The organism is Corynebacterium sp. TAE3-ERU12, assembly GCF_019209905.1.
In the GTDB taxonomy this organism is placed as follows: domain Bacteria; phylum Actinomycetota; class Actinomycetes; order Mycobacteriales; family Mycobacteriaceae; genus Corynebacterium.
On sequence record NZ_JAHUTM010000002.1, the window covers coordinates 164,288 to 190,143 of the forward strand.

A 25,856-nucleotide genomic window follows, 5' to 3' on the forward strand; every position below is an offset into this window, starting at 1 on the left:
GTGAGAAGGCCCCCGTAGCCCAATTGGCAGAGGCAGCGGACTTAAAATCCGCCCAGTGTCGGTTCGAGCCCGACCGGGGGTACAGAAAACCCCGCCCTGGTTGATTACAACCGGGGCGGGGTTTAGTGGCTTGTCTCCACTAGGGTGCAGGGACGCGTATATCTGGTGTAATAGTCGGGAAAAGGTCATCCCTTGTTCTGTTTGTGGCCCGGAAGGAACATTATGGAACCGTTCAAGAGCTACGCAGTGTACGCGACATTCGGCGTGCTTATTGCTTTTATCGGAGCACCACTATGGGTGCTTCTGATACCGATTGCGGGAATGATCTCCGCGACCCTGCGTGCAGCACGATGAAATACCGCATCACGGACGAAAATGGTGTCGAGCATTGGACAGCAGCTCAATGCGCAGAACACCTTGGCATCACGGTTTCCACATGGACCTCCTACTCATCCAGAGGCACCAACCCCGATAAATCCGGCCAGCTGGATAGTCGTACGCCGCTATGGTGCGCTGATGAGGTACGTGAATGGGGAGCGCAACGGCGTCCATATGGTCATATGAGGCGCTCTTAGTCGCGGCGGACCGACAATACGGTCGGCGAGACCGCACCGCCGCTGGTGACGAAGTAAACGAAGAAAAGGAAAAACCCCGCCCTGGTTGAGTACAACTGGGGCGGGGTTTTTATTGCTGCTAGGGCAGCAGGCGGAGCTTCTTGCCTAAGGTCAGGGCCGTGGTCATGGTCTTGGCGTAAGTCTGACGGGACAGGAACGGCATTGCCAGCGGGAACAAGCGCTGCACAGTCACGGTCTGGGACTCGCAGTACTTCAGCAGGCCCTCCACGCCCTGTCGGCGGCCGACGCCGGAATCCTTCCAACCACCCATCGGGGCGTCGATAGAAGCAAAGGTGGCGCTGAAGCCGTCGTTGACGTTAACGGAGCCGGCATGCAGCTGGCTACCCAGCTCCTGCCCACGCTTCGGAGAAGTCCACAGCGAAGCATTGAGACCGTAGTGGGAATCATTGGCGCGGCGGATGCCCTCGTGCACGTCATCGACACGATGGAGCACTACGACGGGTCCGAAGACCTCTTCGCAGCTGATGTCGGCGGAGGGGTCAACGTCGGTAAGCACAGTCGGCTCATAGAACAGTGGGCCGAGATCCGGGCGGGCGCGACCACCGCAGAGAACAGTGGCGCCCTCCTCGCGGGCATTGTCGACGAACTCCTTGACAGTGTCGAACTGATCGCGCGACTGCAGGCAACCCATGTCGACTTCCCACTCATAACCGGCCCCCAAGGTCATAGCGCGGACCCGGTCGGTGAAAGCGGCGACGAAGTCATCCCACACAGCGTTGGCGATGTACATGCGCTCGATGGAAACGCACAGGTGGCCGGAGTTGGTGAAGCAGGCCACGCGGGCGCCGTCGGCAGCAGCCTGAATATTGGCATCCTCAGCAACAACCAGGGCATTCTTGCCGCCGAGCTCAGCGGAGAAACCAATGAGGCGTTCACCGGCCTGGGCGGCCAGGGCCTTACCGGTAGCAGAGGAACCGGTGAACATCAGGTAGTCGGCGTGCTGGAGGATTTCCTGGCCAACGGTGCGGCCCGGGCCGGGAACAACCTGGAACAGATCGCGGGGCAGGCCGGCGCGGAAGAGCAGCTCCACAGCAATCAGGGCCGTGAATGGGGTGCTCGAATCAGGCTTGAGCACGATGCCATTACCCGCGGCCAGGGCGGCGATAGCGTCGGAAACCGCAAGGGTAAGCGGGTAATTCCACGGTGCAATAACGCCGATAACGCCACGGGGGTGGTAGTGCACCTTAGTCTGGCTGATCACCGGCAGGGCGCCGTGCCGCGACTTGGTGCGCATCATCTTCTCGGCTTGGTTGCCGTAGTAGCGAGCGGTGATCGCGGTGTGGATCAGCTCTTCATAAGCGCTGGAGCGGGACTTACCAGTCTCGGCCTGCACAATGTCGATGACCTGAGACTGATGTGTGATCAGCAGGTCGTGGAAGCGGTGCAGCACCTCGCGGCGAGCCTCCGGGGATACCTTCTTCCAGGACTCTTGGGCCTTGCGGGCCTTGGCGAAAGCGGTCTTAACATCGTCCTCGGTGCCGACCGGGATTTCCGCGATCGGCTCTTCGGTGAACGGGCACGTGATGGTGGTGGTGCTGGAGAGGTCCGCCACGGTGACGTGCTCAATAAGTCGCTCTGCAACTCCGCCGTCGAGAGGGTTGGGCACATCCGCAGGGGTAGTGGTGTTGGTCGTTGTGGTCGTCGCTGCAGTCATGTTGCAGATAGTACGGCATCACAGCCCCAAAAGGCTTATGTTTTGTAACCAATATCTGCGGGGGTTAGGTAGCCGAAAAACCTAGCCGGCGATTGTGATCGGGGTCCGCCGGGCGGTGCGCGGGGTAGCGGTAGTCATCGTCGTAATCCGAATCATCGTGATAACGCTGCTCGGGGTCGTACTCCGGCTCTTCGTTGAGATCGACATCAGGCTTTTCTTCAGCCAAGCGGGAATCCAGCGAGTCGTGCGGGTCAGCACCGCGCCAACGGTCAGGGGCGTCCATCACGTAATTCTCGCCATCGGAAGTGATGATGTCGCCGTCGAGACCCTCAGAACCATCCAGGGTGGTTTCGTCGAAATCGCCAGTGGTATCCGGGTCGTAGTCGCCACCCATCGCTGCCTTCTTTCCTCGTACGTTATCGCCAATATCGTACCGCGTCCGATGGCTTTCAACGGCGGTTTTCCCGTTTCTGGGAACAAGGTCAATGACTTAGTCGTTGAAATAAGTACAGCCCCATAAAGGCAGCCGCTGCAAGCGGATGAACTACCAACGATAAGAAGAGGACCACGTGCGCCAATCCAGCAATCCCGCGTTCAACTCGCTGACCCAGACCGTGTCTAGGGAGCAGTCTGCGGGCAACCAGTTCGGCGACCCGTACGGCCAGAACCAGAAGGTTGCCCCTGCCCAGCAGTCCCGCGCCATGACCGTCGACGATGTGGTTTCCAAAACCGGCATCACTCTCGGCGTGATCATCGCCCTGGCTGCAGTCAACTTCGCCCTCGGCACCGTCAACCCGGGCCTGGCCATGATTCTTACCGTCGTCGGCGCCATCGGCGGCCTCATCGCCGTTCTGGTATCCACCTTCGGCAAGAAGTTCGGCTCCGCCGGCGCCACCCTGACCTACGCCGCATTCGAAGGCCTCTTCGTCGGTGGCTTGACCTACATGTTCGCCGGCGCACAGGGCTACTACAGCATGATCGCCCAGGCCGTCATCGCCACCCTTGGCGTCTTCATCGGCATGCTGTTCGTGTACAAGACCGGTGCTATCCGCGTCACCCCGGGCTTCACTCGGTTCATGACCGCCGCCCTGTTCGGCGTCCTGGCGCTGGCCGTCGGCAATATGCTGCTGGCCCTGTTCACCGGCAATAACCCGCTGCGTGATGGTGGCACGATTTCCATCATCTTCTCCATCGTCTGCATTGGTATCGCTGCGCTGAGCTTCCTGCTCGACTTCGACCAGGCCGATAAGCTGGTCCGCTCCGGCGCTCCGGCCAACTACGCCTGGGGCGTTGCCCTTGGTCTGGCCGTCACCCTGGTCTGGCTCTACATCGAAATCCTGCGCCTGCTGAGCTACTTCCGCGACTAAGCGAAGCCCCGCTAGTAACAACAGCTAGCCACAACAAAGGCCCTGCCTCCCAAAACGGGAAGCAGGGCCTTTGGTTATGCGCGAGGTAATTAGTCCTCGTGGTTCGGGTCGTACGGCTCAGCCTTGACCAAAGTGACCTCGACCTCATCGCCGGTCGGGGCCTTATACGTGCGGGTCTCGCCCTCCTTGGCGCCAATCAACGCCTGGCCCAGCGGGGAATCAGTGGAGTAGGTCTCCAGGTCCGGCTTGGACGAATCCGCGCCGCGAGTACCAATCAGGAAGGTCTCCTGGTCTTCTTCATCACCGTCGTAGTAGACGTGCACAACGGTGCCGACCAGGGCCACACCGGACTCCTGCGGGGTCTCGCCAACAATGGCGCGCTGCAGCAGGTCCTCGAGGTAGCGGATACGCGCCTCTTCCTGACCCTGCTGCTCGCGGGCTGCGTCGTAGCCCGCGTTCTCCTTGAGGTCGCCTTCTTCGCGACGCTCATTGATTTCCGCAGCGATAACCGGTCGATTCTCGTACAAAGCATCGAGCTCGGCCTTGAGCTTGTCGTAGGACTCCTGGGTGAGCCAGGGGTTATTCGATTCGGCCATGGGGCCCTCCTGAGTTACTTCGGCGAGTGACGGTCAGCCAATAACGGCATGCCAACCGCCCCGGACCATCAGCTGGTCCAGGCCGGGGGTTTAGTGAATGCGAAAAAACGGCCCAGACGGGCCGCTAACAAAGGGAGGATAGCACTGCTGCTAGCGCAGGCAAATAAGGCGCGCGGCGAAAAACTACTGCTGCAACAGTGCGGGCATATCCGTCGAACAGCCGTAGACGTCACCAGCAACGGCCTGCTCGCGGGTGCGCACCGGCACATCCAGACGCACCGTGGGTTCATTAGAACCAGGCACGATGACATCACGGCGGCCAACTTCGGCCATATCGTAATTCAGCGCATAAATTATGCAGTACGCGTCCTGTTCCGGCTGCTCCCGAGTCACATCAAGGGTGAAGATGAATACATCCTCTTCATGGCCTTCTGCGCGGGCCCAACCAGCGGGAGTGGCGGTGACGTCGGGAGTGGAAACCCGATCCATCTGGACCAGGATGTAGGCAACGCAAGCCACCACCATCGCCACAATGCCGATGATGATGAGTTTGCCGCTGGGCACCCGGCGCGTATCGCCATAGCGCTCAGACGGTATCGCTCGCTTCGAAGCAGTGCCGTCAGCCATGGCACATAGTTTATCGGAAAGCCCCGCCGCATTTGCCGCCAGACCAAGGCCCGTAGACTAAACAACGTCTTCGACAAGGAGTTGGCATGGCAAAGCGCTTGATGGCGGTGCACGCGCACCCCGACGATGAGGCCTCGAAAGGCGCCGCCACGATGGCCCGCTACGCCCGGGAGGGCGTTGAGGTCATGGTGGTGACCTGTACCGGCGGTGAACGAGGTTCCATCCTGAACCCGGCAATGGATCTGCCCGAGGTCCGCGACAATATGCACGAAGTACGTGTCGGTGAGATGGCTGAATCCGCGCGCATCCTGGGCGTGCAGCATAAGTGGCTCGGATTTGTTGACTCCGGGCTGCCGCAGGGCATGCCCACCCCGGTGCTGCCCGACGGGTGCTTCGCCCGCGAGCGCATCGATACTGCTGTGCGGCCCCTTGTGAAGGCCATCCGTGAGTTCCGCCCGCATGTGCTGATCACCTACGACGAGAATGGTGGGTATCCGCACCCGGACCACATCATGACCCACATCATTTCGATGCGGGCGTGGAATGAGGCCGCCGCCGGCGCCCCGGAGCTTGGTGCCCCCTGGCAGATCCAGAAGATGTACTACACCCACGGTTTCATTCGGAAACGTCTGGAACTGCTCGACGCCGATTACAAAGAGCGTGGTGAAGAAAGCCCCCTGGCCCCGGCGTTGGCTCGCTGGCGTGGCGGTGGAGATTTGATGCGCCGGGTCACCACCCAGGTGCCGTGCTCAGAGTATTTCCACCTGCGTGACGAGGCACTTATTGCCCACGCCACCCAGATTGACCCCAAGGGCCCATTCTTTGCGGTGCCCCTGGACGTGCAGCGTCGGGTGTGGCCAACTGAGGAATTCGAGTTGGCGCGCACTCGAGTGCGTACTAAATTGCCGGAAAACGACCTCTTCGCCGGCGTGATCCCCGACGCGGAGTGGACCGCCGAGGTGTCCTCGGCAGCGGAAGGTAAGTGAGCATAATGTTCGAAATCGTCGACTTCATCGCGCAGAACCCCGTCGGCCCGCGCGGCGCGGATTTCGGTAAGGCCTCGCCGATCGGGTTATTCATCCTCGTGCTGTTGCTCGTGGTGGTTCTCGCTGCTGGCTGGGATATGGCCCGTCGGCTCAAGCGACTGCGTGCCCGCCGCGCTTTCGCAGAAAAGCACGATATGGACCCCTTCGATATCGACGCCATCGATAAGGCAATGGCCGACGAGGCCCGGGTCTCGCTTGCTAATCCGCGTGCTGCACAGGCCCCCGACACTGATTCGGGATCTGGTTCGCGGCCAGCTCCGCAGGAGTAGTTTTCGCCGGGCCGAAGGCCCTCCGGTGCTAACCTCTATGGTGTGACTCACCGACAGCCAGCCTTGCTCCGGGAGCAGCTTTTGGGCCGATTCCTCTACGGCGCATACGAGCGGCGCCTGGTGCGTGCCCTGCAGGACAAACCGCAGCCCCACCACGTCGCTGTGATGGCCGACGGCAATCGCCGCTGGGCCCGCGAGGCTGGTTTTACTGATGTCAGCCACGGCCACCGCGTCGGTGCGCACCGGATCGGCGAACTCGTCGGTTGGTGCGCCGAGCGCGATATTGAGCTAGTCACCATTTACTTGCTGTCCACGGAGAACCTCACCCGGGAATCCGAGGAACTAGACCTGCTTTTCGACATCATTGGTGATGTCGCTGATGAATTGAGCAGGTTGCCGTTCCGCCCCCGCCTGCGCATGATGGGGCATCTCGAATTATTGCCCGAGTCGATGTCGCAGCGGTTGCGTGCCGACGAGGCAGCCACCGCAGATAATGACGGCATCCAGGTCAATATCGCGGTGGGCTACGGCGGTCGCCAGGAGATTGTCGACGCCGTGCAGCGCATTGTTGTGGAGAACGCAGCAGCTGGGGTTGCCGCCGACGAAATGGCCGAGCGGATCACGGCGGAGGCCATTAACGACCACCTCTACACCTCCGGCCAGCCGGACCCGGACCTGGTCATCCGCACCTCAGGGGAGCAGCGGCTCAGTGGTTTCCTGCTGTGGCAGTCGGCCTATTCGGAGATCTGGTTCACCGACACCTACTGGCCGGCGTTTCGGAGGGTTGATTTCCTACGCGCGCTGCGTGATTTCTCCAAGCGTTCACGCCGCTTCGGTAAGTAGCGGCGCGCTACATTTTGCGCATCCGCACCCGGCTGACGGTGTGGTCGGAGCTTTTCGTTAGCACCAGTGAAGCGCGCACCCTCGTCGGCAAGATATTTTCCACCAGGTTCGGCAGGTTCACGGTCTGCCAGATGCGTCGGGCCTGTGCGGTGGCTTCCTCGTCGTCAAGCTCGGCGAAATGCGCGAAATGCGCGTTGGGGGTTCTAAAGACGGTATCGCGCAGCCGCAGGAACCGTTCCACGTACCAGCGTTCGATGTCCTTTTTGTGCGCGTCGACGTAGACAGAGAAATCAAAGAGGTCGGAGACCATCAGCATTGGGCCGGTCTGCAGCACATTGAGGCCCTCGAGAATGAGAATATCGGGCCGGTCGACAATGATGTGCTCATCGGGCACCCGGTCGTAGCGGGTGTGCGAATACACCGGGGCAGAGACATTGCGGGCACCGGATTTCACAGCGGTGACAAAACGCATCAACGCTTTTTGGTCATAGGACTCGGGGTAGCCCTTGCGCTGCATAATGCCGCGGGCGTGCAGTTCGGCCGAAGGTAAGAGGAACCCGTCGGTAGTGACCAGTTCGACGTGCGGATTAGTGTCCCAGCGTTCCAGCAGCACCTGCAGGAGGCGGGCGGTGGTGGACTTGCCGACGGCCACGGACCCGGCCACGCCAATGATGAATGGGGCAGAGTGGCGGTCCTCTTCGCCGAGGAAGGTGGCGGTGGTTTTGTTCAACGCCCGGTGTGCCTGCACTCGTAGGTGGATGAGGCGGGAGAGGGGGAGGTAGACCTCGGCGACCTCGTGGAGGTCAATATTTTCGCCAATGCCGCGCAGCCGTTCGAGTTCGTCCTCGGTCAACACCTGGGGCATGGACTCGCGAAGCTCACGCCATTGCGAGCGTTTGAACTCCAGGTAAGGGCTGGGCGCCTGTGGGCGATGCATGTTCTCTATTGTGCACCCATTGGTGATCGTTGCCACATAGGGCCTCCGAAAGCCGCGCCGGTCAGGCGGCGGACTACGATGGACGCCACTGATGACTCGCCCCCTTAGAAAGGTGTGTGCCCGGCTATGGCCGATGACCTTCGTTCGCTTCCCCTCGCAGAACTCGACCCGGATGTTGCCCAGGCAATGGCCGGTGAGCTGGCCCGCCAGCGTGACACTCTGGAAATGATCGCTAGCGAGAACTTTGTTCCGCGCGCAGTGCTGCAGGCCCAGGGTTCAGTGCTGACCAATAAGTACGCCGAGGGCTACCCCGGCCGCCGCTACTACGGTGGTTGCGAGAACGTCGACGTCATCGAGGACATTGCCCGCGACCGCGCCAAGTCCCTTTTCGGCGCCGAATTCGCCAATGTGCAGCCCCATGCCGGTGCCCAGGCGAATGCTGCTGTGCTGCACGCCCTGATCAACGCCGGCGATAAGATCATGGGCCTTAACCTGGCCCACGGTGGTCACCTCACTCACGGCATGAAGCTCAACTTCTCCGGCAAGCTTTACGACGTTGTCGCCTACGGCGTCGATGAGCAGACCATGCGTATCGATATGGACAAGGTCCGCGAGCAGGCCGTCGCCGAGCAGCCCGACGTTATTATCGCCGGTTGGTCGGCCTACCCGCGCCATATCGACTTTGATGCTTTCCGTTCCATCGCCGATGAGGTCGGCGCGAAGCTGTGGACCGATATGGCCCACTTTGCGGGTCTGGTCGCCGCTGGTCTGCATCCCTCCCCGGTGCCGGCTTCCGATGTGGTGTCCACCACCGTGCACAAGACTTTGGGTGGCCCCCGCTCCGGCATGATTTTGGCTAAGCAGGACTACGCCAAGAAGCTGAATTCTGCGGTCTTCCCGGGCCAGCAGGGCGGCCCGCTGATGCACGCTGTTGCCGCTAAGGCCGTTGCGTTGAAGATTGCTGCAAGTCAGGAGTTCAAGGAGCGCCAGGAGCGCACGCTTGAGGGCGCCCGAATCCTTGCTGAGCGTCTGACCGCCGATGATGCCAAGGCCGCTGGTGTGGATGTGCTCACCGGTGGCACCGATGTGCACCTGGTGCTTGCTGATCTGCGTAACTCGCAGATGAACGGCCAGGAGGCCGAGGACTTGCTGCATGAGGTTGGCATTACCGTCAACCGCAATGCTGTGCCCTTCGACCCGCGCCCGCCGATGGTGACCTCCGGCCTGCGTATTGGTACCCCGGCGTTGGCCACTCGCGGTTTCGATACCGCCGCTTTCACCGAGGTCGCCGATATCATCGGCACCGCCCTGGCCCAGGGCAAGAATGCGGACACTGAGGCGCTGCGGGGGCGTGTGTCCAAGCTGGCTGCGGACTACCCGCTCTATGACGGTCTTGAGGACTGGCGCCTGGTCTAAGCCATGTCGTGTGTGCATTCGTCTTTCGATAATGGTCTGCTGACCATCACTCTGGACCGCCCCGAGGGGCATAATTCGCTTAATCAGGCTGCCCGGTTGGAGCTTGCTCAGGCTTTTTCCGACGCTGCGGCTGCCTGCGATACCGATGATGATGCGGCTCGTGTGCGGGCTGTGCTGTTCACGGGTGGGGCGAAGGTGTTCTGTGTCGGGCAGGACTTGAAGGAGCACCTGGGGGACCTGAAGTCCGGTTCCGGTATGAGCAAGGTCGACGATGAGTACAACCCGATGGTTGCTGCGTTGTTGTCGATCCCGGTGCCGGTTGTGGCCGCTGTGAATGGTGCGGCTGCTGGCGCGGGGTGGTCGCTGGCACTGAACTGTGATTTCCGGGTGGCCGCGGAGTCAGCGTCGTTTAAGGCCGCGTTCCCGTCGATTGGTTTGGCCAACGACTGCGGTATGTCCCGGCTGCTTCCGGATCATGTCGGCCGGGCTAAGGCGCTGGAGTTGTTGTTTGCCGATAAGCCCATCGGTGCCCGACAGGCTCTGGAATTGGGTCTTGTGACCGAGGTTGTCGATGGTGATGACGCCACTGCGGCAGCAACAGAATGTGCCCGCAGGCTTGCCGACGGCCCTACTTGCTCCTACCGGGAGATCAAGGCCCTGGTTCGCGATGCGGAGGCGATTAATGCCATTGCCCGCTTGGAGTCTGGTGCCCAGACCCGGCTGGCGGCCACCGCGGATCACCAGGAGGCGCTGCAGGCCTTTATGGAAAAGCGTGCCCCAACGTTCATCGGCCGCTAGCTAAGGACCGAACAAAACGCCCCCACCGGGATATCCCGGTGGGGGCGTTGTTGTGTTGTGGCGTGTGCCGGTTTAGGCGTAGCCGCCCTTGGCGATACGACGGGAAATGATTTCCTTCATGATCTCGTTGGTGCCGCCGTAGATGGTCTGCACCTTGGTATCGAGGTAGTGGGTGGAAATCGGGTACTCCATCATGAAGCCGTAGCCACCGAACATCTGCAGGCAGCGGGTGACGATGTCCTGCTGCTCCTCAGTGGTCCAGAACTTGGCCATGGAGGCGCCGACCTCGTCGAGCTTGCCGGCGTTGTGGGCCATCACGGCACTGTCCACGAAGGCCTGCAGGGCGGTGACGCGGGTGGCGATATCGGCCAGGTAGTGGCCGTGGACCTGGTGCTGCGCAATCGGGCGACCGAAGGTTTCGCGCTCGAGGGCGTAGTTGTAGGCCAGGGTCCAGGCGCGGCGGGAGGTAGCAACCGAGCCGACGGCCAGGGTCAGGCGCTCGTGGGCGAGGTTGGTACGCAGGTAGCCGAAGGCGGCGCCCTCTTCGCCCAGCAGGTGGTCAGCCGGGACGCGGACGTTGTCGAAGTGCAGCTCGGCGGTGTCCTGGGCCTTCAGGCCGGCCTTCTTCAGCGGGCCGGTCTTGGTGTAGCCCTCCAGGTCGGAGTCGACGACGAACATGGAGACGCCAGCGCGGCCCTTGGACGGGTCGGTGACGGCGGCAACCAGGGCGAAGTCGGACAGGATACCGTTCGAGATGAAGGTCTTAGAGCCGTTGAGGACGTAGTGGTCGCCGTCCTTCTTCGCGAAGGTACGCATACCGGCCAGGTCGGAGCCGGCACCCGGCTCGGTCATGGCCAGGCAGCCGATGAGTTCGCCGGCGTTCATCTTGGTGAGGTAGTTCTGCTTGAGTTCCTCAGAGCCGAACTTAGCCAGGTACGGGGCAACGAGGTCGTTGAGGGTGCCGAAGGAAACGACGATGGAGCCGCAGTCAGAGTTGGCCAGCTCCTCGTTGAGGATCTGGTTGTAGCGGAAGTCCATCTCGCCGCCGCCGCCGTACTCCTCAGGCGTGGACATGCCGATCAGACCCAGCTGGCCGGCCTTCTTGAAGACCTCGCGGTCGGGCATCGACTGCTCATGCCACTTATCGACGTTCGGAGTGACCTCGGTCTCGACGAAACGGCGCACCGTGTCGCGGAACATCTCGTGCTCTTCTTCGAAGTGAGTGCGGGGCAGGAAGTCCTTCATCCTGTTCTCCTTATGAGTGTAGGCGGGGCGATGATGTAAATATCACCATCCGTGTCAGTAACCATTATGCCCCGCAGATGTGGATACGCGAAGAAATTGGTCGGATTAGGGGAGGAGGATCGCACCGACATTTCGGGGGGTAATTGTGAGTACCCCACACTAATCCAGATAAGTTAAGGCAATGCTAACCAAAAAATCATGCATACCCTGCATAGATGTATATGGATCGAGCCAATAACTGGGCGGTGGCGGCCGGCTGGGCCGGGGGTAATTTACGTCATATTGGCATTGCGATATTGACTAGTGCCCTGCTCATGGCGCTAAAGTACTGGGCAGTGGTTCTAACTGCCACGCTGTCACGGCAACCTCCAATTGCACACGCGAAAGAGGCGGTGTCCCGGTTTTACCGGGGCACCGCCTCAATCGTTGCGCGGAAAACCTAGCCGCGAGACCAATGTGCGGCTAGTAGGGGGTTGACCAGATGGGCCTTTTCCACCGTCACGAGATGCTTAGCGGGGCTGATTGTGGCCATCTCTGAGCCGGTGATGATCTCGTGCAGCGAACGCACCACATCAATCGCAGTCGACGTATCTTGCTCACCGGCAATTACCAAGGTGCGCCGGGCGACACGGTGATCCAACCCGGCCAGTGCAATCCGGGAATCAAACCCGGCGATGGCATGACAGCACCCGGCGTATCCAGTATCCGAGGTCTCGCGGATACCGTCGGCAAAGCGGCCCGGCAAAGCCGGATCGGTATTGAAGCAATGCTCGGTGAACCAATTGCCCACCACAGTATCGGCGAGCTCTGCGGTCGACTGAGCAGTCACCAGATCCGCCTTAGCCAACCACGCATCGGACTCACCGAACTTCGGGGCAGTAGAAATCAGGGTCAGGGACGCAATAATGTCCGGGCGAGATAACGCAATGGTCTGAGCGACCGCACCGCCGAGCGACAAGCCGGTCAGGTGTACCGCAGTCACGCCCAGGTGGTCCATGAGGGCGAGTACATCGTCGGCAAGCCCCTGCATTGTGTAAGGCCCCTCAGGCGCCTCAGATTCACCATGCCCGCGCAGGTCAACCGCAATAATGTGGAAAGAGTCAGATAGGGCAGCAAGTTGTGGTTGCCACATCGCCCGAGACGCCCCCAGTGAGCCCAGCAAAACGACGACGGGAGCATCAGTGGGGCCTTGTTCGGTGTAGGCGAGCATGGAGCAGTCCTCTCGTGAAATGCGGTTCGTTACCGGAATGATGCGGTGCTGGCCTTGCGATCTGGACCTAAGCGTGTGCACCCTGGAGGTTACACATCACTTACCCAGATTTATTCGGAGGAACCTATGCGTTCTACCATTTCCCGCTCTGTCGCCGCTGCTGTCCTCGGTACCGGCCTCGTTTTCGGTGCTGCTGCTTGCTCCACTGATGACGCCGAGGACGCTGTCGTCGACGCCACCAACGCCGTCGAGGACGCCGCTGGTGACGCCAAGGACGCCGCCGATAAGGCCGGCGACAAGATCGAAGAGGGCGCCGAGAAGGCCAAGGACGCCGTCGACGGCGAGATTGACGGCAAGGAAGTTTCCCGCGAGATCCAGGCCGCCTACGAAGAGTTCGGCGGCGCCGACGAGCTGGGCACCCTGGAAGAGGTCACCGAAGAAAACGGCGCAACCGTCGCCATCTTCTCTGACAACGCCCGCATCTACGAGACCGAAGAGCACGGTGCCATCCTGGTCCAGGGCAAGATCCTGGACACCTGGATGGAAAACGGTGGCCCTGAGGGCGAACTGGGCATGCCGATCGAGGATGAGGAAGAGATCGACAACGGCTGGATCTCCTACTTCGAGGGCGGCTCCATCAAGTGGACCTCCGAGGACGGCCAGAACTACACCCCGACCATCGAGATGGGCGACACCCCGGACGCTTAATTCGACGGGTAGGGGCCTGATGGGTCACACTGAGTCTCATGTCGGATAAAAAGCGCGAATTTTCGATTCGCCCCATGCGGGAAGAGGATTACCCGCAAGTCCAGGCCATCTACGAGATCGGCCTGGATACCGGGCATGCCTCCTGGGAGCACGAAGCCCCCGAGTGGGACGTTTTTGCACGCCTCAAGCGCCTCGATCTGTGCTTCGTTGCCACCCTCGATGACAACCCAGACAAGATCGTGGCCTGGGCTTCGGCCTCGCAGGTGTCCAAACGAGACATCCTGCGTGGTGTGATCGAAGACTCCATCTACGTTCACCCTGATGGCCAAGGCATGGGACTGGCGGGCGCACTGCTTTCCAAAGTCATGGACGAGGCCACCGAGCTAGGTTGCTGGTCCATCCACTCGTGGGTGTTCCCAGAAAACGTCGGCTCGCTCAAGGTGCACCAGAAGTACGGATTCCGCGAAGTCGGTGTCTACCACCACATGGCCAAGATGACCTACGGGCCTAAGGCCGGCGAGTGGCGCGACATCATCATCCTGGAAAAGCTTCTGGAAAAGCCAGAAGAACGCGCTGAAAAGCGTGCTCTCCAGGAAGCCGAAGAAGCCGGTGATCCCACCCGACCCATTCTGGACCGGTTGGACTCCGCAGAACGTCAGGTAGGGGCCTAACCCCCAAGCTACGAAAAACTCCCCGCAATCACTCACGGTTGCGGGGAGTTTTGGTTATTCAGGGCACGGGATTACTCGATGGTCTCTTTCAGGTGTTCCTCACGCACTGCAATCAACAGCGCAGTGGCAAGCAGCATCAACGGCACCAAAGCGGCCAGCACCGGAGTCAGAGCGTCGTTATAGCTACTGGTGACTACATCAAGTAGTGGTGTCGGCAGCTGCTCGAGAATATCCGGGCGCAGGTGTGCAGCGCTGTCCGCACTGGCCAGCGCAGTGCCCGCCGGCAAGCGCTGCGCCATCAGGTCACGCAGATTGTGAATGAATAGCGTGCCCACAATGGCAGAGCCCACTGCGCCGCCAATCTGGCGGAAGAAATTATTCGCGGCCGTCGCCGTGCCGACGATGGACACCGAGAACGAATTCTGCACGATAAGCACCAACACCTGCATTGCCATGCCCAGACCAGTGCCCATGAGGAATAGATAGATCCCAATGACCGGCAGGGTAGTGGTGGTAGTCATGCCCGACATGAGCAACAGGGCACCGGCCATCAGTGCCATGCCGACCACCGGGTACCACTTGTAGTGCCCGGTTTTGGTGACGATCGCGCCAATAATCACCGAGGTGCTCAGCATGCCGAGCATCATCGGGGTCATCATCAACCCTGCGGCCGTCGGACTCATCTGGTGCACCATCTGGAAGTACGTCGGCAAGTACGCCATCGTGCCGAACATGCCTATACCCAGGGACAGCCCCGCCGCAGTGGTCAGTACAAAATTGCGGTTAGTAAACAGATACATCGGCACCAGCGGATTCGGCGAGCGACGCTCAGCCAGAATGAACAGCGCCCAGGACACCACAGAGATCGCAATCAACGTCAGGATCAGCGGGTCGGTCCATGCGTACTGGGTGCCGCCCCAGGTCGTCGTGAGAATCAAGGAGGAAGCGCCAGAGATAAGCAGCACCGCCCCGAGCCAATCAAAAGCTTCGGTAGCAGTGCGGCGCGGAAGCCGCAGGTAGCGGGTGGCCGTCGCTAAGGCAATAAAGCCCAGCGGGACGTTAATCCACAAACCCCAGCGCCAACCCGGCCCGTCGGTAACCCAGCCGCCCAGAACCGGGCCCAGCACCGAACTGAAGCCAAAGACCGCACCGATGAGGCCCATATACTTACCGCGCTCCCGGGCCGGGATCACCTCCGCCAGGATCGCCTGGGAGGAAACCATCATTGTGCCGCCGGCGAAGCCCTGCACTGCGCGGGCAATAATCAGCAACAGCATCGAGTCGGTCAGCGCACCGATGATGGAACCAATAATGAACAGCGTGATACCGCCGAGGAAGAAAAACTTGCGGCCCAGCATGTCGCCGAGCTTGCCGACGATCGGCAACGCCACCGTCTGGGCGAGCAAGAATGCCGTGATCACCCACGACATATGATCCACGCCACCGAGCTCACCGACGATGGTCGGCAAGGCTGTGGAAAAGATCATCTGGCCCAATGAGCTCATCAACATTGCTGTCATCAGCGACAGCAGAACCAAAGAACGGTGTCGGGCGTTAGCGCGAACAGCGTCGTCGGTGGTTACCAATTCAGCTCCTGAGTAAAACGAGAAAACGTGGCTGCTGCAGTAAGCAACGGGTGGGAATCGCCAGAGAGGCTGGTCAGCGAGCGGCTCGTCGCCATCCATAGCGTCTCGCGGATAAAGGCAACCGAGATGGCTGCTTCCTCCTCCACAGCGATATCGGGAAGGCGGCGAGTATCCGGCGCATTGGTGAATAACGTCGTTAGCGCCTGCTGCATACGGGCCAAAGAATCTGACTGATTAGCGATGACGAGGCCCAAAAGCCTCGAATCGGACCTGACCACCTCGCGGCGCAACCGGTGCAACTCACGATGGCGCTGCATCGGGTCGGCGAGATCATCATCCTCGGGGTCTGGGTTCGTCAGAACGGCCTCAATAGTGAGCAATAGATGTCGAACCGGGTCGCTGGGGCGAGCAGCGATGAACGCTTCGGCGTCAGCGTCGGAAAAGCTGGTGATGCCGGGACGCAGGACTACCTCGTCCTTTGTATCGAAGTAGTTGAAGAAGGTGCGCCGGGAGATATTCGCGGCGGCACAGACATCATCGAGGGTGACCGCGTCGAAGCCATGTTCTGCCATGAGGTTCAACGCGGCGTCCTCGATCGTGCGTCTGGTGCGGCGTCGGTTGAGTTCTCGGCGGCCACAACCCCCAATAGATTCCTGCATAGAGTGCAAAGTTACACCCAGTGCAGATTTTTAGCCAGTCGGAGTCGTCTACCAGAAATCAGCGCAATAGCTCATGGCGCAGCGCTGCGGTGAGCTTTGGAAAACGGAATACATGGCCCAGCTCTTCTAGCTTCGACCCCACAGCACGCTGGTTAGCCAGAGCCAGCTCTTCTGCGCCCTGCCACCCCAGCATGGCCGCCGGGCCCGCCTTCGGTACCGGGATTACCGCCGGGCGGTGCAAAACCCTCGCTAGCGTCTTCGTGTACGCCTTATTTGTCATCCCGTTCGGGGCGACCGCGTTGACCGGGCCGGAAACGTTCGGATCGAGTAGCGCACGGTGGTAGATGTCCAATAAGTCATCCACAGCAATCCACGGGAACCATTGCTGACCATCGCCCAACGGGCCGCCTAGCCCGGTGAATGTCACCCCAGCCAACAGTGGCAATAAGCCACCCCCACCAGACTGCACCAGTCCAGTACGCACCGTCGTCACCCGGGCCCCAGCATCACGAGCAGGCTGCCAGGCAGCCTCCCACTCAGAAACAATCTCGGACAACACCCCATCTCCTGAGCCGGCAGATTCGTCGAGCACCTCAGTGCCACGGTCCTTGCCGTAGAACCCAACCGCAGAGGCAGACACCACAGTCTTTGGGCCACGACCGGCGGCAATGAGCTCAGCCAGCTTCCGCGTCGGGCCCACCCGAGACTCACGCACTGCCTTAAGGTGCGCGTCGGTAAAACGACCAGCAATCGGAGCGCCCGCCAGGTGGACCAAGGCATCAACCCCGTCGAGAAGATCCTCAGCCGGGTCGTTGGTATCCCACTTGCGCTGACCAGGGCCAGCCTCGCCGCGCACCAACTCAATGACGGTATGCCCGGTCGTGGTCAACAGTGCGCACAGGGCAGTACCAATCGTGCCGGAAGCACCAGAGACCGCAATGGTCAGCTTCGGCAACGCGGCTATCGGGTTGCCGGCAACGTCGGAAAGCCCCAGATAAGAAGCCAAGCGGTGGGCGGCGGCGAAATCGTCGGCAAGCACCCGGTGGCGATAAGCGAAAACACTGCGCAGCGCCACAGCTGGCACACGAGTAGACACATCATCAGTAACCAGGCACTGGGCGCTGCCATCAGCGCCAGTAGCATCGGCGAAACCATGCAGATGGCGCCAGCGTAGAGCAGAGCGGAAAGGCTCACTGACCGCATCATCGACGAACTGGGTGCCCGGGATGTACGCACCCGGATCGTGCTGAGCGCGCCACTGCAGACCACCCGGCATATCGAATACCGTCATGCCATCAGCCAGATTCGAGGCCTCCTGAACCACCGTCATCGGCATCAGACCCGGGGTGAGGCGGCGCACCGCACCCGGACGATTGAACCAGTCAACAACCTGCTGGCGGGGGTGGGGGAGAAGTTGCACAGTGGACAAGGACATAACAGCTCCAAGGGGTAGAAAAACGCCGGCGCCGAACCTGTAGCAGGTCCGGCGCCAGTTAACAGACGGGGATGCGCTTAGTTGCGATCAGTGTTGGCCATAGCCAGAACGTCGAGGCGCTTATCCAGCTCTTCCTCAGTGAGGTTCTCGCCATCGACAAAGCCGAGGTCAATAACCGTCTGACGGATGGTCTTCTTCTCCTTCAGCGCGGTCTTGGCGACCTTCGCCGCATTCTCATAACCAATAGCCGAGTTCAGCGGGGTCACGATGGACGGGGAAGACTCGGCCAAGGTGCGCATGCGCTCAACATTCGGCTCAATGCCATCAACCAACTTCTCCGCGAACACGCGGGAAGTATTGGCCAGCAGCTTCGCGGACTCCAGAACATTGCGGGCCATCACCGGGATGAACACGTTGAGCTCGAAAGCACCATTGGCGCCAGCGAACGCAGTAGCAGCGTCATTACCGATGACCTGCGCGGCGACCTGAGTAGCGGTCTCACACAGCACCGGGTTGACCTTGCCCGGCATGATCGACGAACCCGGCTGCAGGTCCGGCAGGTGAATCTCACCCAGGCCGGTCAGCGGGCCCGAACCCATCCACCGGATGTCATTGGCGATCTTATTCAGCGACACAGCGATGCTGCGCATAGCGCCAGAGAACTCAACCAGGCCATCGCGGTTGGCCTGAGCCTCGAAGTGGTTCTGGGCCTCGGAGAGCTGGTCAACACCGGTGAGCTTCTGCAGCTCCTCGGTAACCAAGCCGCCGAAATCCGCCGGGGTGTTCAGGCCCGTGCCCACAGCAGTACCGCCGATAGGCAGTTCGCCCAAACGCGGCAGGCAGGCCTCAACGCGCTCAATACCGGCCTCAATCTGGCGGGCGTAGCCACCAAACTCCTGGCCCAGGGTCACCGGCACCGCATCCATCAAGTGGGTACGGCCGGACTTCACAACACCCTTGAACTCCTCGGCCTTCTGCGCCAGGGAGGCGTGCAGCACCTTCAGGCCCGGAATGAGGTCAGTCACAGCAGCCTCGGTCGCCGCGACATGGGTAGCGGTGGGGAAGGTGTCGTTGGAGGACTGGCCCATATTGACGTGGTCATTCGGGTGCACCTCGACGCCATTATTCTTGGCGATAGAGGCGATGACCTCATTGGTGTTCATATTCGACGAGGTGCCAGAACCGGTCTGGAAAACGTCGATCGGGAACTCAGCATCATGCTTGCCGTCGGCGATTTCCTTCGCGGCAGCGATGATGGCGTCGGCCTGCTCGGCCGGCAGCAGCCCCTTATCCTTATTGACCTGCGCACAAGCTGCCTTCAGCAGGCCCATGGCGCGGATCTGGGCGGACTCGAGGGGGCGGTCAGAAATGGGGAAGTTGTCCACCGCACGCTGAGTCTGGGCGCGCCAGAGTGCGTCAGCGGGGACCTTCACCTCACCCATAGTGTCGTGCTCAATGCGGTACTGCTGCTCGGTCATCCGTTTCCTCTCAACAAAGGGATCATTCGTGGTCAAGTATGGCGAAAAATTACGGGGAGGGCCGGGGCTGGGCCCCGGCCCGGGGCTGATTTAGGAATCCATCGGCTCGCCGTAGTCCACCGAAGCGAACTGGCGCAGCTTGGCCAGGGAGTGGAATGCCTCAATGGAACGAATCGTGCCCGAACGCGACCGCATCACCAGCGAACGAGTCCAGGCACCCCTGCCTCGGTAGGCGACACCACGCAGCATGTCACCGTTGGTCACACCGGTGGCCACGAAGTAGCAGTTATCCGAACGCACCAGGTCATCGGTAGTCAGCACCGAATCCAGGTCGAGGCCGGCTTCCATAGCCTTCTTGATCTCGTCCTCATCGCGCGGGTGCAGCTTGCCCTGAATCTCGCCGCCCATGCACTTCATAGCGCAGGCGGTAATAACCCCCTCAGGAGTGCCGCCAACGCCCATCATGATGTCAATGGAGTTGGTGTCCTGGGCAGCAGCAACCGCACCGGCGACGTCGCCATCGCCAATCAGACGCACCTTGGCGCCGACCTCGCGGATCTCGCGGATGATCTCCGCGTGCCGCGGGCGGTCCAGGATCACGATGGTGACGTCTTCGGGCTTAATGCCCTTGGCCTTAGCGACGGACTTAATATTGCGCTCGACGGGGGCCTCAATATCGATAGCCCCACGCGCGGTCGGGCCCACGGCGATCTTGTCCATGTAGAACACGGCCGACGGGTCGTACATAGAACCACGCTCGGCGGCGGCCAGCACGGAAATAGCGTTCGGGCGGCCTTCGGCCATCAAGGTGGTGCCGTCAATGGGGTCGACGGCGATATCAACCTCGGGGCCTTCGCCGGTGCCGACCTCTTCACCGTTGAACAGCATGGGGGCTTCGTCCTTCTCGCCCTCGCCGATAACGACGACGCCCTTCATCTGGACGGTGTTAATGAGCTGGCGCATGGCGTCGACGGCAGCACCGTCGCCTTCATTCTTCTGGCCACGGCCAACCCATCGACCCGCTGCCAGGGCGGCGGATTCGGTGACTCGGATGAGTTCCATGGCGAGGTTGCGATCGGGAGCCTGCGGCTGCTTGGCATTCATATAAAACGGCCTCCAACGGTATTCGAGGAACGGGGCAGATAGCCCTCGTCTGCTACGGCCTGGGAGTCCAGGGCGCCATCGAAAACAGTTGCCGCGCTCGGGGGTAACCGGGGGATGACGATGAACTACACGGGCACATCTCCAGTGTCCCACTTTTTTGGTTCCTTGGGGGTGGAGTCCCTCACATATATGGGGTCGCTCGGCATAAAATTCCTGGCCTGGCATACTGGCCAGCGTGAGTTCGGAGAAGCCCAGGATCCTGCAAGATAGCCGCGACATGGTGTTAAGCCTGGCGGTGATGGCTGTGCTGATGGTCGTTTTCGTCGGCACCACCGGTCTGTGCAGCTACCACCCCGGCCGGCCAGAAAACGGCCCGGTTCAGGAAGTCGACGCCGACGCTTTCGTTCAGATGGAGGCCTCGCGGGTGCCCTATCCCGTCGTGCTTCCCGACGTTCCCGAAGGGTGGGTACCCAACTCCGCCCGCGCCTCGGTTGTTGCCGAACACCAAGCAACCATTATTGGGTTCGTCACCACCGAAGGTGACTACATCCAGCTGCTCCAAACCGACGCACCTATCGACGGTTTGCCGTCGGGAACCGACGCCCGCATTGCCTCAGGCACAGTCAATGCCGGTGGTGCTGAGTGGACCATCAGCGAAGGCGTGGACGACAATGTGCGGCGCACCTGGACAACCGATGCCGGCAAGGTGCGCTACGAAATCCAGGGCTCAGCCAACGATGATGAATACCGCACCTTGGCCGAGGCCACCCTGGGTGCTGATCCGGTGGCGAAACCGAACCAGTAGCGCAGCGTCAGTCCGCCCGAATCGGGCTGGCGTTATCGCCATCAGCTTTAGCGATGGTGGCTTCGATGCGCTCCTTCGCCCCGGCGAGCTGTTCCTCACAGCGCCGCGCCAGGGCCTCTCCGCGTTCCCATAGTTCCAGGGAAGCATCGAGGTCTAGCTGGCCTTGCTCAAGCAGCTTTACCGTCTCGATGAGTTCATCGCGGGCTGCCTCGTAACTCAGCTGTTCGACGGGTTTTTGTTCCTCGTTGGAACCAGTGCCGCTGCCGAAAACAATATCGCTCATGAAAAATCCTTCCCCGGTGTGTTTAGTCTGCCGGCCGCACGGACATGCCAGCAGCGGTAATCGAACCATCAGTGACGCGGATGCGTAATTGCGAACCCGGTGGGGCCTGGTCAATGGAGGTCACAACCTGGTCGCCGGATTTATCCCGGGGTTGGACCTGCACCACCGCATACCCGCGCGCCAAGGTATTGGCTGGGCCAAGAGCTTTGACAGTGCTGCGCAGCCGGCTGGTGGTGGCGCTTTCTCGCTCCACCAAGCTCGTAATAGCCCGGCGCAGATTCGCCCAGTCAATGCCCAACTGATCACTGCGTTGCTGCACCGGCAGAAGCGGGTTCAGCAGCACCGGGCGATTGCGGAGCTGTTCGACCATATGGGCTTCCTTATCCACCCAGCGGCGCAGCGCATCATTGGCCCGGGTGCGGCATTCGGCAACCCGACGGCGTTCCTCAATGACATCTGGCACCACCCGCTTGGCGGCATCTGTGGGGGTCGAAGCACGCAGGTCGGCGACATTATCGAGGATAGGAGTGTCCCGATCATGACCAATTGCGGACACCACCGGGGTCTTTGCCCGGCTGACCGCACGGATCAGGGTTTCTTCGGAAAACGGCAACAAATCTTCAGTGGAGCTGCCGCCACCACGGGCGATGATGATGACGTCGACAAGCTCCTCATTATCGAGCTCACTAAGCGCGGCGACGACCTGCGGCACCGTTTTCGGGCCTTGCACAGCGGTATTGATGACGTGAATATCAACCTCGGGCCAACGGTCGCGGGCAACCGAGATGACATCGCGCTCCGCATCGGAACCACGGCCAGTAATCAGCCCGATCCGCCGCGGCAAAAACGGCAGCCGCCGCTTCAGACGCGGGTCGAAAAGCCCTTCCGCATCGAGTGCCTTCCGCAGCTGCTCCAGGCGCATTAACAACTGGCCCTCGCCCAGTGGGCGAATCTCCAAGGCACGCAACTGGAATTCGCCTTTGCCGCGGAAAAACTGCGGCTGGGCATTAATCAGCACATGGGATTTTTCGCCAATATGGGCACGCTTGACCACCGAGGCCGGACAGATGACCTTGCAGGAGGTTTCCGACACGTCGGCGTCGTGCAGCGTGATGTAGGCAAACTTCCAGTTCGGCCGCATCGACAGGCTACCGATCTGGCCTTCGACCCAGATGGTGCCCAGCCGCTCAATCCAGTTGCCGACAAGATCATTAACGACGCGCAGCGAGACCGGATTATCCGGTGAATTATTGAGCTTTCCCGCCATGATTTAACCGCGCTGGACGGCGTTGGCCAGCAGGGTGCAGTAGGCGGGACGATTCTGGTTCGCCTTTTCGTAGGTGAGCAGGCCGGCGGCGCGTTCCTGGCTCAGCTCGGGCAGGAGATCCTCGAGGTCATCGGTGTCCAGCTCGTCGTACTGCACCTCGGCGGCGATGTCATCAGGGGAGGCCTCGAACACCGCCTGGGCGCCATCGTCGGCGGAAGTCGCAGTGAACTCTTCTAAGGCCACCTCGCCCTTAGCCATCACCTGGGACAAGTCCTGTTGGACACGCAGGGCACGGGAGAGCACCCCAGTGGTGGTATTCGACACGGCCGTCTCGCCGGCCTCAGTGAGGCGCTGGGGGATGCGGCGAACCCGGTAGGGGAAACGGAACGCCTCCTCAACCGCGGTCACGGCAAGGCCTGCGGCAAGGCGTGCGGGTGCGGGAGCGGGCATAACGACGACCTCCTGGCCGGTGGCGGATTGGGCTTGCCGACGATTGTAAGTGCCAGCCGGACATAACGGCAGACCGAGTCTGCCTGCCGATGTTTATTCCGGGCGGTGCCGACGCCGTGGGCCAGGCTGCCGGCCACGCGGCTGCTGCTGTCGGTGCCGCTGCGGCGGGACAGCGCGCCGCGGATCGCGAACCTGACGAGGATCATTGGGCCGACGGGGCACCCGGCGCGGGTCTACAGGCTCCCGACGGACGCGTTCCCGACGCGGGGCTGGCTGCGCCGCACGCGGGCCGCGCACCGGCTGTGAACCACGTGGCGGTGGTGGCGGCTGAGCGGCGCGACGACGCTCCCGGGTTACCCGACGGCGTGGGGCCTTATCCTCACGCGGCGGGCGGGGCGGTCCTTGCTGGGGGCGCTGTGGCGCGGCTGGCTTGGGTTTGCGCGGCGCCTTCTTTGCCTGAGCGTGGGCTTGGGCCTGGGCGCGGCGGGCGCGGCGCTGCTTCTCGGCGGCCTCAATGATCTCGGCGGCCGGGCGGCGTTTTTGGTGCGGGCCAACGTCGCCGGCGGCTTGGCCGTCGGAGATGCGCCGGCGCGCGCGGGACTCATCGTAGGTGGTGCGGCTGGCGCGGCGGGCCATCCGCATCCGGCGTCGCTCTTCGCGTTCGATAGTGGTGTTGTACTGCCTAATGCGTACATAACGCCACATGGCGATGATGATGGCGATAATGACCATGGCCATCAGCCACGGGAAAAACTGCACCACCGGGTATGCCGAGGTCACCAACCTGGTGCGGTAGTCCACACTGCCTGACGATGGGTCCGCGAAGGACACCGTCAGCCATGCTGTGATCGGCGTGAGAATTGTGAATACCAGCGGGATCTCGGAAACCGCCAGGACCAGCCCGCGTGGGTCGACCAAGGCGGTTCCAGCAATAGCTGCGGTGAAAAATAACGCTGCATAACCCCATCCGACTTGGCCGGAGGGCAGCGAGGCAAGAAGCCCCAGAACTGAGGCCAGCACCAACAGTAGAAGCGGGCCCCACACGGGCAGGCGCCACGGGCCGGATGAGGTTCCGGCGCGCGGCGCACGTGTAGTCGGGGTAGCAGGCACGGGGCAAATGGTACCGGGCCGGAGGGCTTTGTTACGGCATCATTACGGCCCCGGGTGTCGCGACCGGCCTGAACTACTCCTTATGGCGGAATGGCAGGCGCATAACGTCGGACAGCGAGTGCCGCGACTTCGAGTCCTGCTCAGCTTCGGTCGGCTCTTCCGCAGGGGAGGTGACGTCCTCAGCAGCTGCTTCGGTGCGGTCGTCGGCATTGCTGTTGTCCTCGGGGCGACGGCCTGAGAGACGATCCCGCATTGCCCGGCCCACAGCTTCGGCCTGCATGCCGGAAATTGACCCGGCCTCGGTCGCGAACTCGATATCGCGGGCGGTTTTATCGCCAGTGCGCAGGTCAGTGATATCACCCAGGTAGCGGAACCAGACGGCAATCATGGCTGCGACCGGCACGGCCAGGAAGGCACCAACGATGCCGAACAGGCCACCGCCGACGGTGATGGACAGCAGCACGATGGCCGCATGCAGCTCCATGGCCTTCGACTGCAGCATCGGGGAGAGGATATTGCCCTCGATCTGCTGCACCGCGATGATCAGCGCCAGGGTCGCGATAGCGGTGGTGGGGCCGTTGGCCACCAGGGCGACAACAACAGCCACGAAACCGGCGGTGAAGGCACCGACGATCGGGATGAAGCCGGCGAAGAAGGTCAGCACCGCCAACACCAGTGCCAGTGGCACGTTCATGATCCACAGGCCAAGACCGATGAAAATACCGTCGATAAGCGACACCAGGGCCTGGGCGCGGATAAAGCCGGATAGGGTATTCCAGGAGCGGGTGAGGACCTCAGTGAGGTGCCAGCCAAGGCGACGGCCGGTGATTTTGCGAACCCATGGCAGGAAGCGGTCGCCGTCCTTGATGAAGAAGAAGGTCAGCACCAGCGTGACGACGAGGGTTACTGCCACAGAGCTGACCGCAGACAGGCCCTGGAAGACCGTGCCAGCAATGGTGCCGGAGCGTTCCTGCAGCCAGGCGGTGGCCTTATCCATGACCTCAGAGACCTGCTGATTGTCCACGTTGAACGGGGGCTTCATCAGGATCTGCTGCAGGTGCTCCACACCCTGGTTGAACTGGCGCACCAGGGAGGGCAGCTGAGACTGCACAACCGGCGTCATCAGGGCCAAGACACCACCGACGAGCAGGATGGAGCCCACCAGCGCGATAACGGCTGCTAGTGCATTGGGTACATAACGCACCCGGCGCAGGGTGCGGCTGACCGGCCACAGGACGGTGGAGAGCATTAGTGCGAGCAGTACCGGCAGCACACCGGCCCATACCTTCGACAGGGCCATCCAGGCCACGGTCAGGGCTGCGGCCACGATGAGGAAACGCAGGCACCAGGCGGCGAACCAGCGCGCGCCTTCGCCGATCACATCAGCACGGTCGATGGTTTCCTTATCGGATTCATCGAGCAGTTCGCTGAGGGCTTTGCTGTCGGAGGGCACGTCCTGGTCAGTTGCCTCGCGCACGTGCTCATCCTCGGGGACGGTGAGGGTGTCCTCGGCCCGGAGGGGGCGAGAACCCATCAGGTGGTCAACAAAATCGCGCTTCTCGCGGTCGTTGTCGGAGCCACCAACGGTGTCCGGCTTATCGTCAGTCATGCGGATATTATGCACGAGGCCGCCCGTACTCCTAATTCCAGATGGGGA

The 25,856-nt window shown here is 61.5% G+C and carries 26 protein-coding genes and 1 tRNA gene; 10 read left to right on the plus strand and 17 right to left on the minus strand.

What is annotated here, in order from left to right; genetic code table 11:
- The first annotated feature begins 8 nt into the window (after positions 1–8).
- Positions 9–82 (plus strand) — tRNA-Leu (locus tag KRX51_RS07185).
- 611 nt (positions 83–693) lie between these two features.
- Here KRX51_RS07185 and KRX51_RS07190 read toward each other — a convergent pair.
- Positions 694–2,289, minus strand: coding sequence for a succinic semialdehyde dehydrogenase (locus KRX51_RS07190; RefSeq protein WP_218362458.1), 1,596 nt, complete (start codon positions 2,287–2,289; stop codon positions 694–696).
- A 64-nt stretch (positions 2,290–2,353) separates the two neighbouring features.
- Complete coding sequence (locus tag KRX51_RS07195) at positions 2,354–2,683, minus strand: hypothetical protein (RefSeq protein ID WP_218362459.1); 330 nt, start codon at positions 2,681–2,683, stop codon at positions 2,354–2,356.
- 175 nt (positions 2,684–2,858) lie between these two features.
- Between KRX51_RS07195 and KRX51_RS07200 the strand changes: the two genes are divergently transcribed.
- On the plus strand, positions 2,859–3,656 hold the full coding sequence (locus KRX51_RS07200) for a Bax inhibitor-1/YccA family protein (RefSeq protein WP_218362460.1): 798 nt from the start codon (positions 2,859–2,861) through the stop codon (positions 3,654–3,656).
- A gap of 89 nt (positions 3,657–3,745) precedes the next feature.
- Here KRX51_RS07200 and greA read toward each other — a convergent pair whose 3' ends face one another.
- Together greA and KRX51_RS07210 are read right to left on the minus strand one after the other, a co-directional pair.
- Positions 3,746–4,252 carry a transcription elongation factor GreA gene (greA, locus tag KRX51_RS07205; RefSeq protein WP_218362461.1) on the minus strand — a complete coding sequence of 169 codons (507 nt, stop codon included), beginning with the start codon at positions 4,250–4,252 and terminating at the stop codon, positions 3,746–3,748.
- 183 nt (positions 4,253–4,435) lie between these two features.
- A complete protein-coding gene (locus tag KRX51_RS07210; RefSeq protein ID WP_218362462.1) occupies positions 4,436–4,879 on the minus strand; it encodes a DUF4307 domain-containing protein in 444 nt (147 codons plus the stop codon).
- Positions 4,880–4,965: 86 nt separating this feature from the next.
- On the opposite strand from KRX51_RS07210, the gene mca reads away from it, so the two are divergent.
- From mca to KRX51_RS07225, 3 genes are read left to right on the plus strand one after another with little or no spacing between them, the layout of a single operon-like run.
- Positions 4,966–5,865, plus strand: coding sequence for a mycothiol conjugate amidase Mca (gene mca / locus KRX51_RS07215; RefSeq protein ID WP_218362463.1), 900 nt, complete (start codon positions 4,966–4,968; stop codon positions 5,863–5,865).
- 5 nt (positions 5,866–5,870) lie between these two features.
- Positions 5,871–6,194, plus strand: a complete 324-nt coding sequence (locus tag KRX51_RS07220; RefSeq protein WP_255549535.1) for a hypothetical protein — start codon at positions 5,871–5,873, stop codon at positions 6,192–6,194.
- Between the two features lie 42 nt (positions 6,195–6,236).
- Positions 6,237–7,037 carry an isoprenyl transferase gene (locus tag KRX51_RS07225; protein WP_370625063.1) on the plus strand — a complete coding sequence of 267 codons (801 nt, stop codon included), beginning with the start codon at positions 6,237–6,239 and terminating at the stop codon, positions 7,035–7,037.
- Positions 7,038–7,044: 7 nt separating this feature from the next.
- Here KRX51_RS07225 and coaA read toward each other — a convergent pair whose 3' ends face one another.
- A complete protein-coding gene (gene coaA, locus KRX51_RS07230; protein ID WP_218362464.1) occupies positions 7,045–7,974 on the minus strand; it encodes a type I pantothenate kinase in 930 nt (309 codons plus the stop codon).
- 126 nt (positions 7,975–8,100) lie between these two features.
- Between coaA and glyA the strand changes: the two genes are divergently transcribed.
- The gene (glyA, locus tag KRX51_RS07235; protein ID WP_218362465.1) at positions 8,101–9,390 is read left to right on the plus strand and encodes a serine hydroxymethyltransferase; all 1,290 of its coding nucleotides are present in this window, start codon (positions 8,101–8,103) and stop codon (positions 9,388–9,390) included.
- 3 nt (positions 9,391–9,393) lie between these two features.
- The gene (locus KRX51_RS07240) at positions 9,394–10,188 is read left to right on the plus strand and encodes an enoyl-CoA hydratase-related protein (RefSeq protein ID WP_218362466.1); all 795 of its coding nucleotides are present in this window, start codon (positions 9,394–9,396) and stop codon (positions 10,186–10,188) included.
- Positions 10,189–10,260: 72 nt separating this feature from the next.
- Here KRX51_RS07240 and KRX51_RS07245 read toward each other — a convergent pair whose 3' ends face one another.
- The gene (locus KRX51_RS07245; protein WP_218362467.1) at positions 10,261–11,433 is read right to left on the minus strand and encodes an acyl-CoA dehydrogenase family protein; all 1,173 of its coding nucleotides are present in this window, start codon (positions 11,431–11,433) and stop codon (positions 10,261–10,263) included.
- Positions 11,434–11,872: 439 nt separating this feature from the next.
- Complete coding sequence (locus KRX51_RS07250) at positions 11,873–12,643, minus strand: alpha/beta fold hydrolase (protein ID WP_218362468.1); 771 nt, start codon at positions 12,641–12,643, stop codon at positions 11,873–11,875.
- Positions 12,644–12,769: 126 nt separating this feature from the next.
- On the opposite strand from KRX51_RS07250, the gene KRX51_RS07255 reads away from it, so the two are divergent.
- Together KRX51_RS07255 and KRX51_RS07260 are read left to right on the plus strand one after the other, a co-directional pair.
- Complete coding sequence (locus tag KRX51_RS07255; RefSeq protein WP_218362469.1) at positions 12,770–13,351, plus strand: LGFP repeat-containing protein; 582 nt, start codon at positions 12,770–12,772, stop codon at positions 13,349–13,351.
- A gap of 38 nt (positions 13,352–13,389) precedes the next feature.
- On the plus strand, positions 13,390–14,022 hold the full coding sequence (locus KRX51_RS07260) for a GNAT family N-acetyltransferase (protein ID WP_218362470.1): 633 nt from the start codon (positions 13,390–13,392) through the stop codon (positions 14,020–14,022).
- Positions 14,023–14,093: 71 nt separating this feature from the next.
- Here KRX51_RS07260 and KRX51_RS07265 read toward each other — a convergent pair whose 3' ends face one another.
- The 5 genes from KRX51_RS07265 to glpX form a co-directional block, all read right to left on the minus strand.
- Positions 14,094–15,707 (minus strand): MDR family MFS transporter, encoded by a 1,614-nt coding sequence (locus KRX51_RS07265; protein WP_218362471.1) that lies wholly within the window; start codon positions 15,705–15,707, stop codon positions 14,094–14,096.
- Positions 15,602–16,267 carry a TetR family transcriptional regulator gene (locus KRX51_RS07270; RefSeq protein WP_218362472.1) on the minus strand — a complete coding sequence of 222 codons (666 nt, stop codon included), beginning with the start codon at positions 16,265–16,267 and terminating at the stop codon, positions 15,602–15,604. Before KRX51_RS07270 ends, KRX51_RS07265 begins: the two co-directional genes overlap by 106 nt.
- Before the next feature lie 58 nt (positions 16,268–16,325).
- Positions 16,326–17,702 (minus strand): TIGR01777 family oxidoreductase, encoded by a 1,377-nt coding sequence (locus tag KRX51_RS07275; protein WP_218362473.1) that lies wholly within the window; start codon positions 17,700–17,702, stop codon positions 16,326–16,328.
- A gap of 77 nt (positions 17,703–17,779) precedes the next feature.
- Entirely contained in the window at positions 17,780–19,180 is a 1,401-nt protein-coding gene (locus tag KRX51_RS07280) for a class II fumarate hydratase (protein ID WP_218362474.1), read from the minus strand.
- 90 nt (positions 19,181–19,270) lie between these two features.
- Positions 19,271–20,284 (minus strand): class II fructose-bisphosphatase, encoded by a 1,014-nt coding sequence (gene glpX / locus KRX51_RS07285; protein ID WP_218362475.1) that lies wholly within the window; start codon positions 20,282–20,284, stop codon positions 19,271–19,273.
- A 235-nt stretch (positions 20,285–20,519) separates the two neighbouring features.
- On the opposite strand from glpX, the gene KRX51_RS07290 reads away from it, so the two are divergent.
- Positions 20,520–21,089: a DUF4245 domain-containing protein gene (locus KRX51_RS07290; RefSeq protein ID WP_218362476.1), complete on the plus strand. Its 570-nt coding sequence runs from the start codon at positions 20,520–20,522 to the stop codon at positions 21,087–21,089.
- Positions 21,090–21,096: 7 nt separating this feature from the next.
- Here KRX51_RS07290 and KRX51_RS07295 read toward each other — a convergent pair whose 3' ends face one another.
- From KRX51_RS07295 to KRX51_RS07315, 5 genes are all read right to left on the minus strand, one after another.
- A complete protein-coding gene (locus KRX51_RS07295) occupies positions 21,097–21,372 on the minus strand; it encodes an exodeoxyribonuclease VII small subunit (protein WP_218362477.1) in 276 nt (91 codons plus the stop codon).
- Between the two features lie 22 nt (positions 21,373–21,394).
- Complete coding sequence (gene xseA / locus KRX51_RS07300; RefSeq protein ID WP_218362478.1) at positions 21,395–22,639, minus strand: exodeoxyribonuclease VII large subunit; 1,245 nt, start codon at positions 22,637–22,639, stop codon at positions 21,395–21,397.
- 3 nt (positions 22,640–22,642) lie between these two features.
- On the minus strand, positions 22,643–23,089 hold the full coding sequence (locus KRX51_RS07305; RefSeq protein ID WP_218362479.1) for a hypothetical protein: 447 nt from the start codon (positions 23,087–23,089) through the stop codon (positions 22,643–22,645).
- Positions 23,090–23,182: 93 nt separating this feature from the next.
- Complete coding sequence (locus KRX51_RS07310; protein ID WP_218362480.1) at positions 23,183–24,199, minus strand: DUF6542 domain-containing protein; 1,017 nt, start codon at positions 24,197–24,199, stop codon at positions 23,183–23,185.
- A gap of 73 nt (positions 24,200–24,272) precedes the next feature.
- Complete coding sequence (locus KRX51_RS07315) at positions 24,273–25,808, minus strand: AI-2E family transporter (protein ID WP_218362481.1); 1,536 nt, start codon at positions 25,806–25,808, stop codon at positions 24,273–24,275.
- Positions 25,809–25,856 lie beyond the last annotated feature (48 nt).

Bases quoted from the DNA above. Each gene is read 5' to 3' on its own strand.
- KRX51_RS07190 (WP_218362458.1), bottom strand. From the start codon at position 2,289: ATGACTGCAGCGACGACCACAACGACCAACACCACTACCCCTGCGGAT.
- KRX51_RS07195 (WP_218362459.1), bottom strand. From the start codon at position 2,683: ATGGGTGGCGACTACGACCCGGATACCACTGGCGATTTCGACGAAACC.
- greA (WP_218362461.1), bottom strand. From the start codon at position 4,252: ATGGCCGAATCGAATAACCCCTGGCTCACCCAGGAGTCCTACGACAAG.
- KRX51_RS07210 (WP_218362462.1), bottom strand. From the start codon at position 4,879: ATGGCTGACGGCACTGCTTCGAAGCGAGCGATACCGTCTGAGCGCTAT.
- mca (WP_218362463.1), top strand. From the start codon at position 4,966: ATGGCAAAGCGCTTGATGGCGGTGCACGCGCACCCCGACGATGAGGCC.
- KRX51_RS07220 (WP_255549535.1), top strand. From the start codon at position 5,871: ATGTTCGAAATCGTCGACTTCATCGCGCAGAACCCCGTCGGCCCGCGC.
- coaA (WP_218362464.1), bottom strand. From the start codon at position 7,974: ATGCATCGCCCACAGGCGCCCAGCCCTTACCTGGAGTTCAAACGCTCG.
- glyA (WP_218362465.1), top strand. From the start codon at position 8,101: ATGGCCGATGACCTTCGTTCGCTTCCCCTCGCAGAACTCGACCCGGAT.
- KRX51_RS07240 (WP_218362466.1), top strand. From the start codon at position 9,394: ATGTCGTGTGTGCATTCGTCTTTCGATAATGGTCTGCTGACCATCACT.
- KRX51_RS07245 (WP_218362467.1), bottom strand. From the start codon at position 11,433: ATGAAGGACTTCCTGCCCCGCACTCACTTCGAAGAAGAGCACGAGATG.
- KRX51_RS07250 (WP_218362468.1), bottom strand. From the start codon at position 12,643: ATGCTCGCCTACACCGAACAAGGCCCCACTGATGCTCCCGTCGTCGTT.
- KRX51_RS07255 (WP_218362469.1), top strand. From the start codon at position 12,770: ATGCGTTCTACCATTTCCCGCTCTGTCGCCGCTGCTGTCCTCGGTACC.
- KRX51_RS07260 (WP_218362470.1), top strand. From the start codon at position 13,390: ATGTCGGATAAAAAGCGCGAATTTTCGATTCGCCCCATGCGGGAAGAG.
- KRX51_RS07265 (WP_218362471.1), bottom strand. From the start codon at position 15,707: ATGGATGGCGACGAGCCGCTCGCTGACCAGCCTCTCTGGCGATTCCCA.
- KRX51_RS07270 (WP_218362472.1), bottom strand. From the start codon at position 16,267: ATGCAGGAATCTATTGGGGGTTGTGGCCGCCGAGAACTCAACCGACGC.
- KRX51_RS07275 (WP_218362473.1), bottom strand. From the start codon at position 17,702: ATGTCCTTGTCCACTGTGCAACTTCTCCCCCACCCCCGCCAGCAGGTT.
- KRX51_RS07280 (WP_218362474.1), bottom strand. From the start codon at position 19,180: ATGACCGAGCAGCAGTACCGCATTGAGCACGACACTATGGGTGAGGTG.
- glpX (WP_218362475.1), bottom strand. From the start codon at position 20,284: ATGAATGCCAAGCAGCCGCAGGCTCCCGATCGCAACCTCGCCATGGAA.
- KRX51_RS07295 (WP_218362477.1), bottom strand. From the start codon at position 21,372: ATGAGCGATATTGTTTTCGGCAGCGGCACTGGTTCCAACGAGGAACAA.
- xseA (WP_218362478.1), bottom strand. From the start codon at position 22,639: ATGGCGGGAAAGCTCAATAATTCACCGGATAATCCGGTCTCGCTGCGC.
- KRX51_RS07305 (WP_218362479.1), bottom strand. From the start codon at position 23,089: ATGCCCGCTCCCGCACCCGCACGCCTTGCCGCAGGCCTTGCCGTGACC.
- KRX51_RS07315 (WP_218362481.1), bottom strand. From the start codon at position 25,808: ATGACTGACGATAAGCCGGACACCGTTGGTGGCTCCGACAACGACCGC.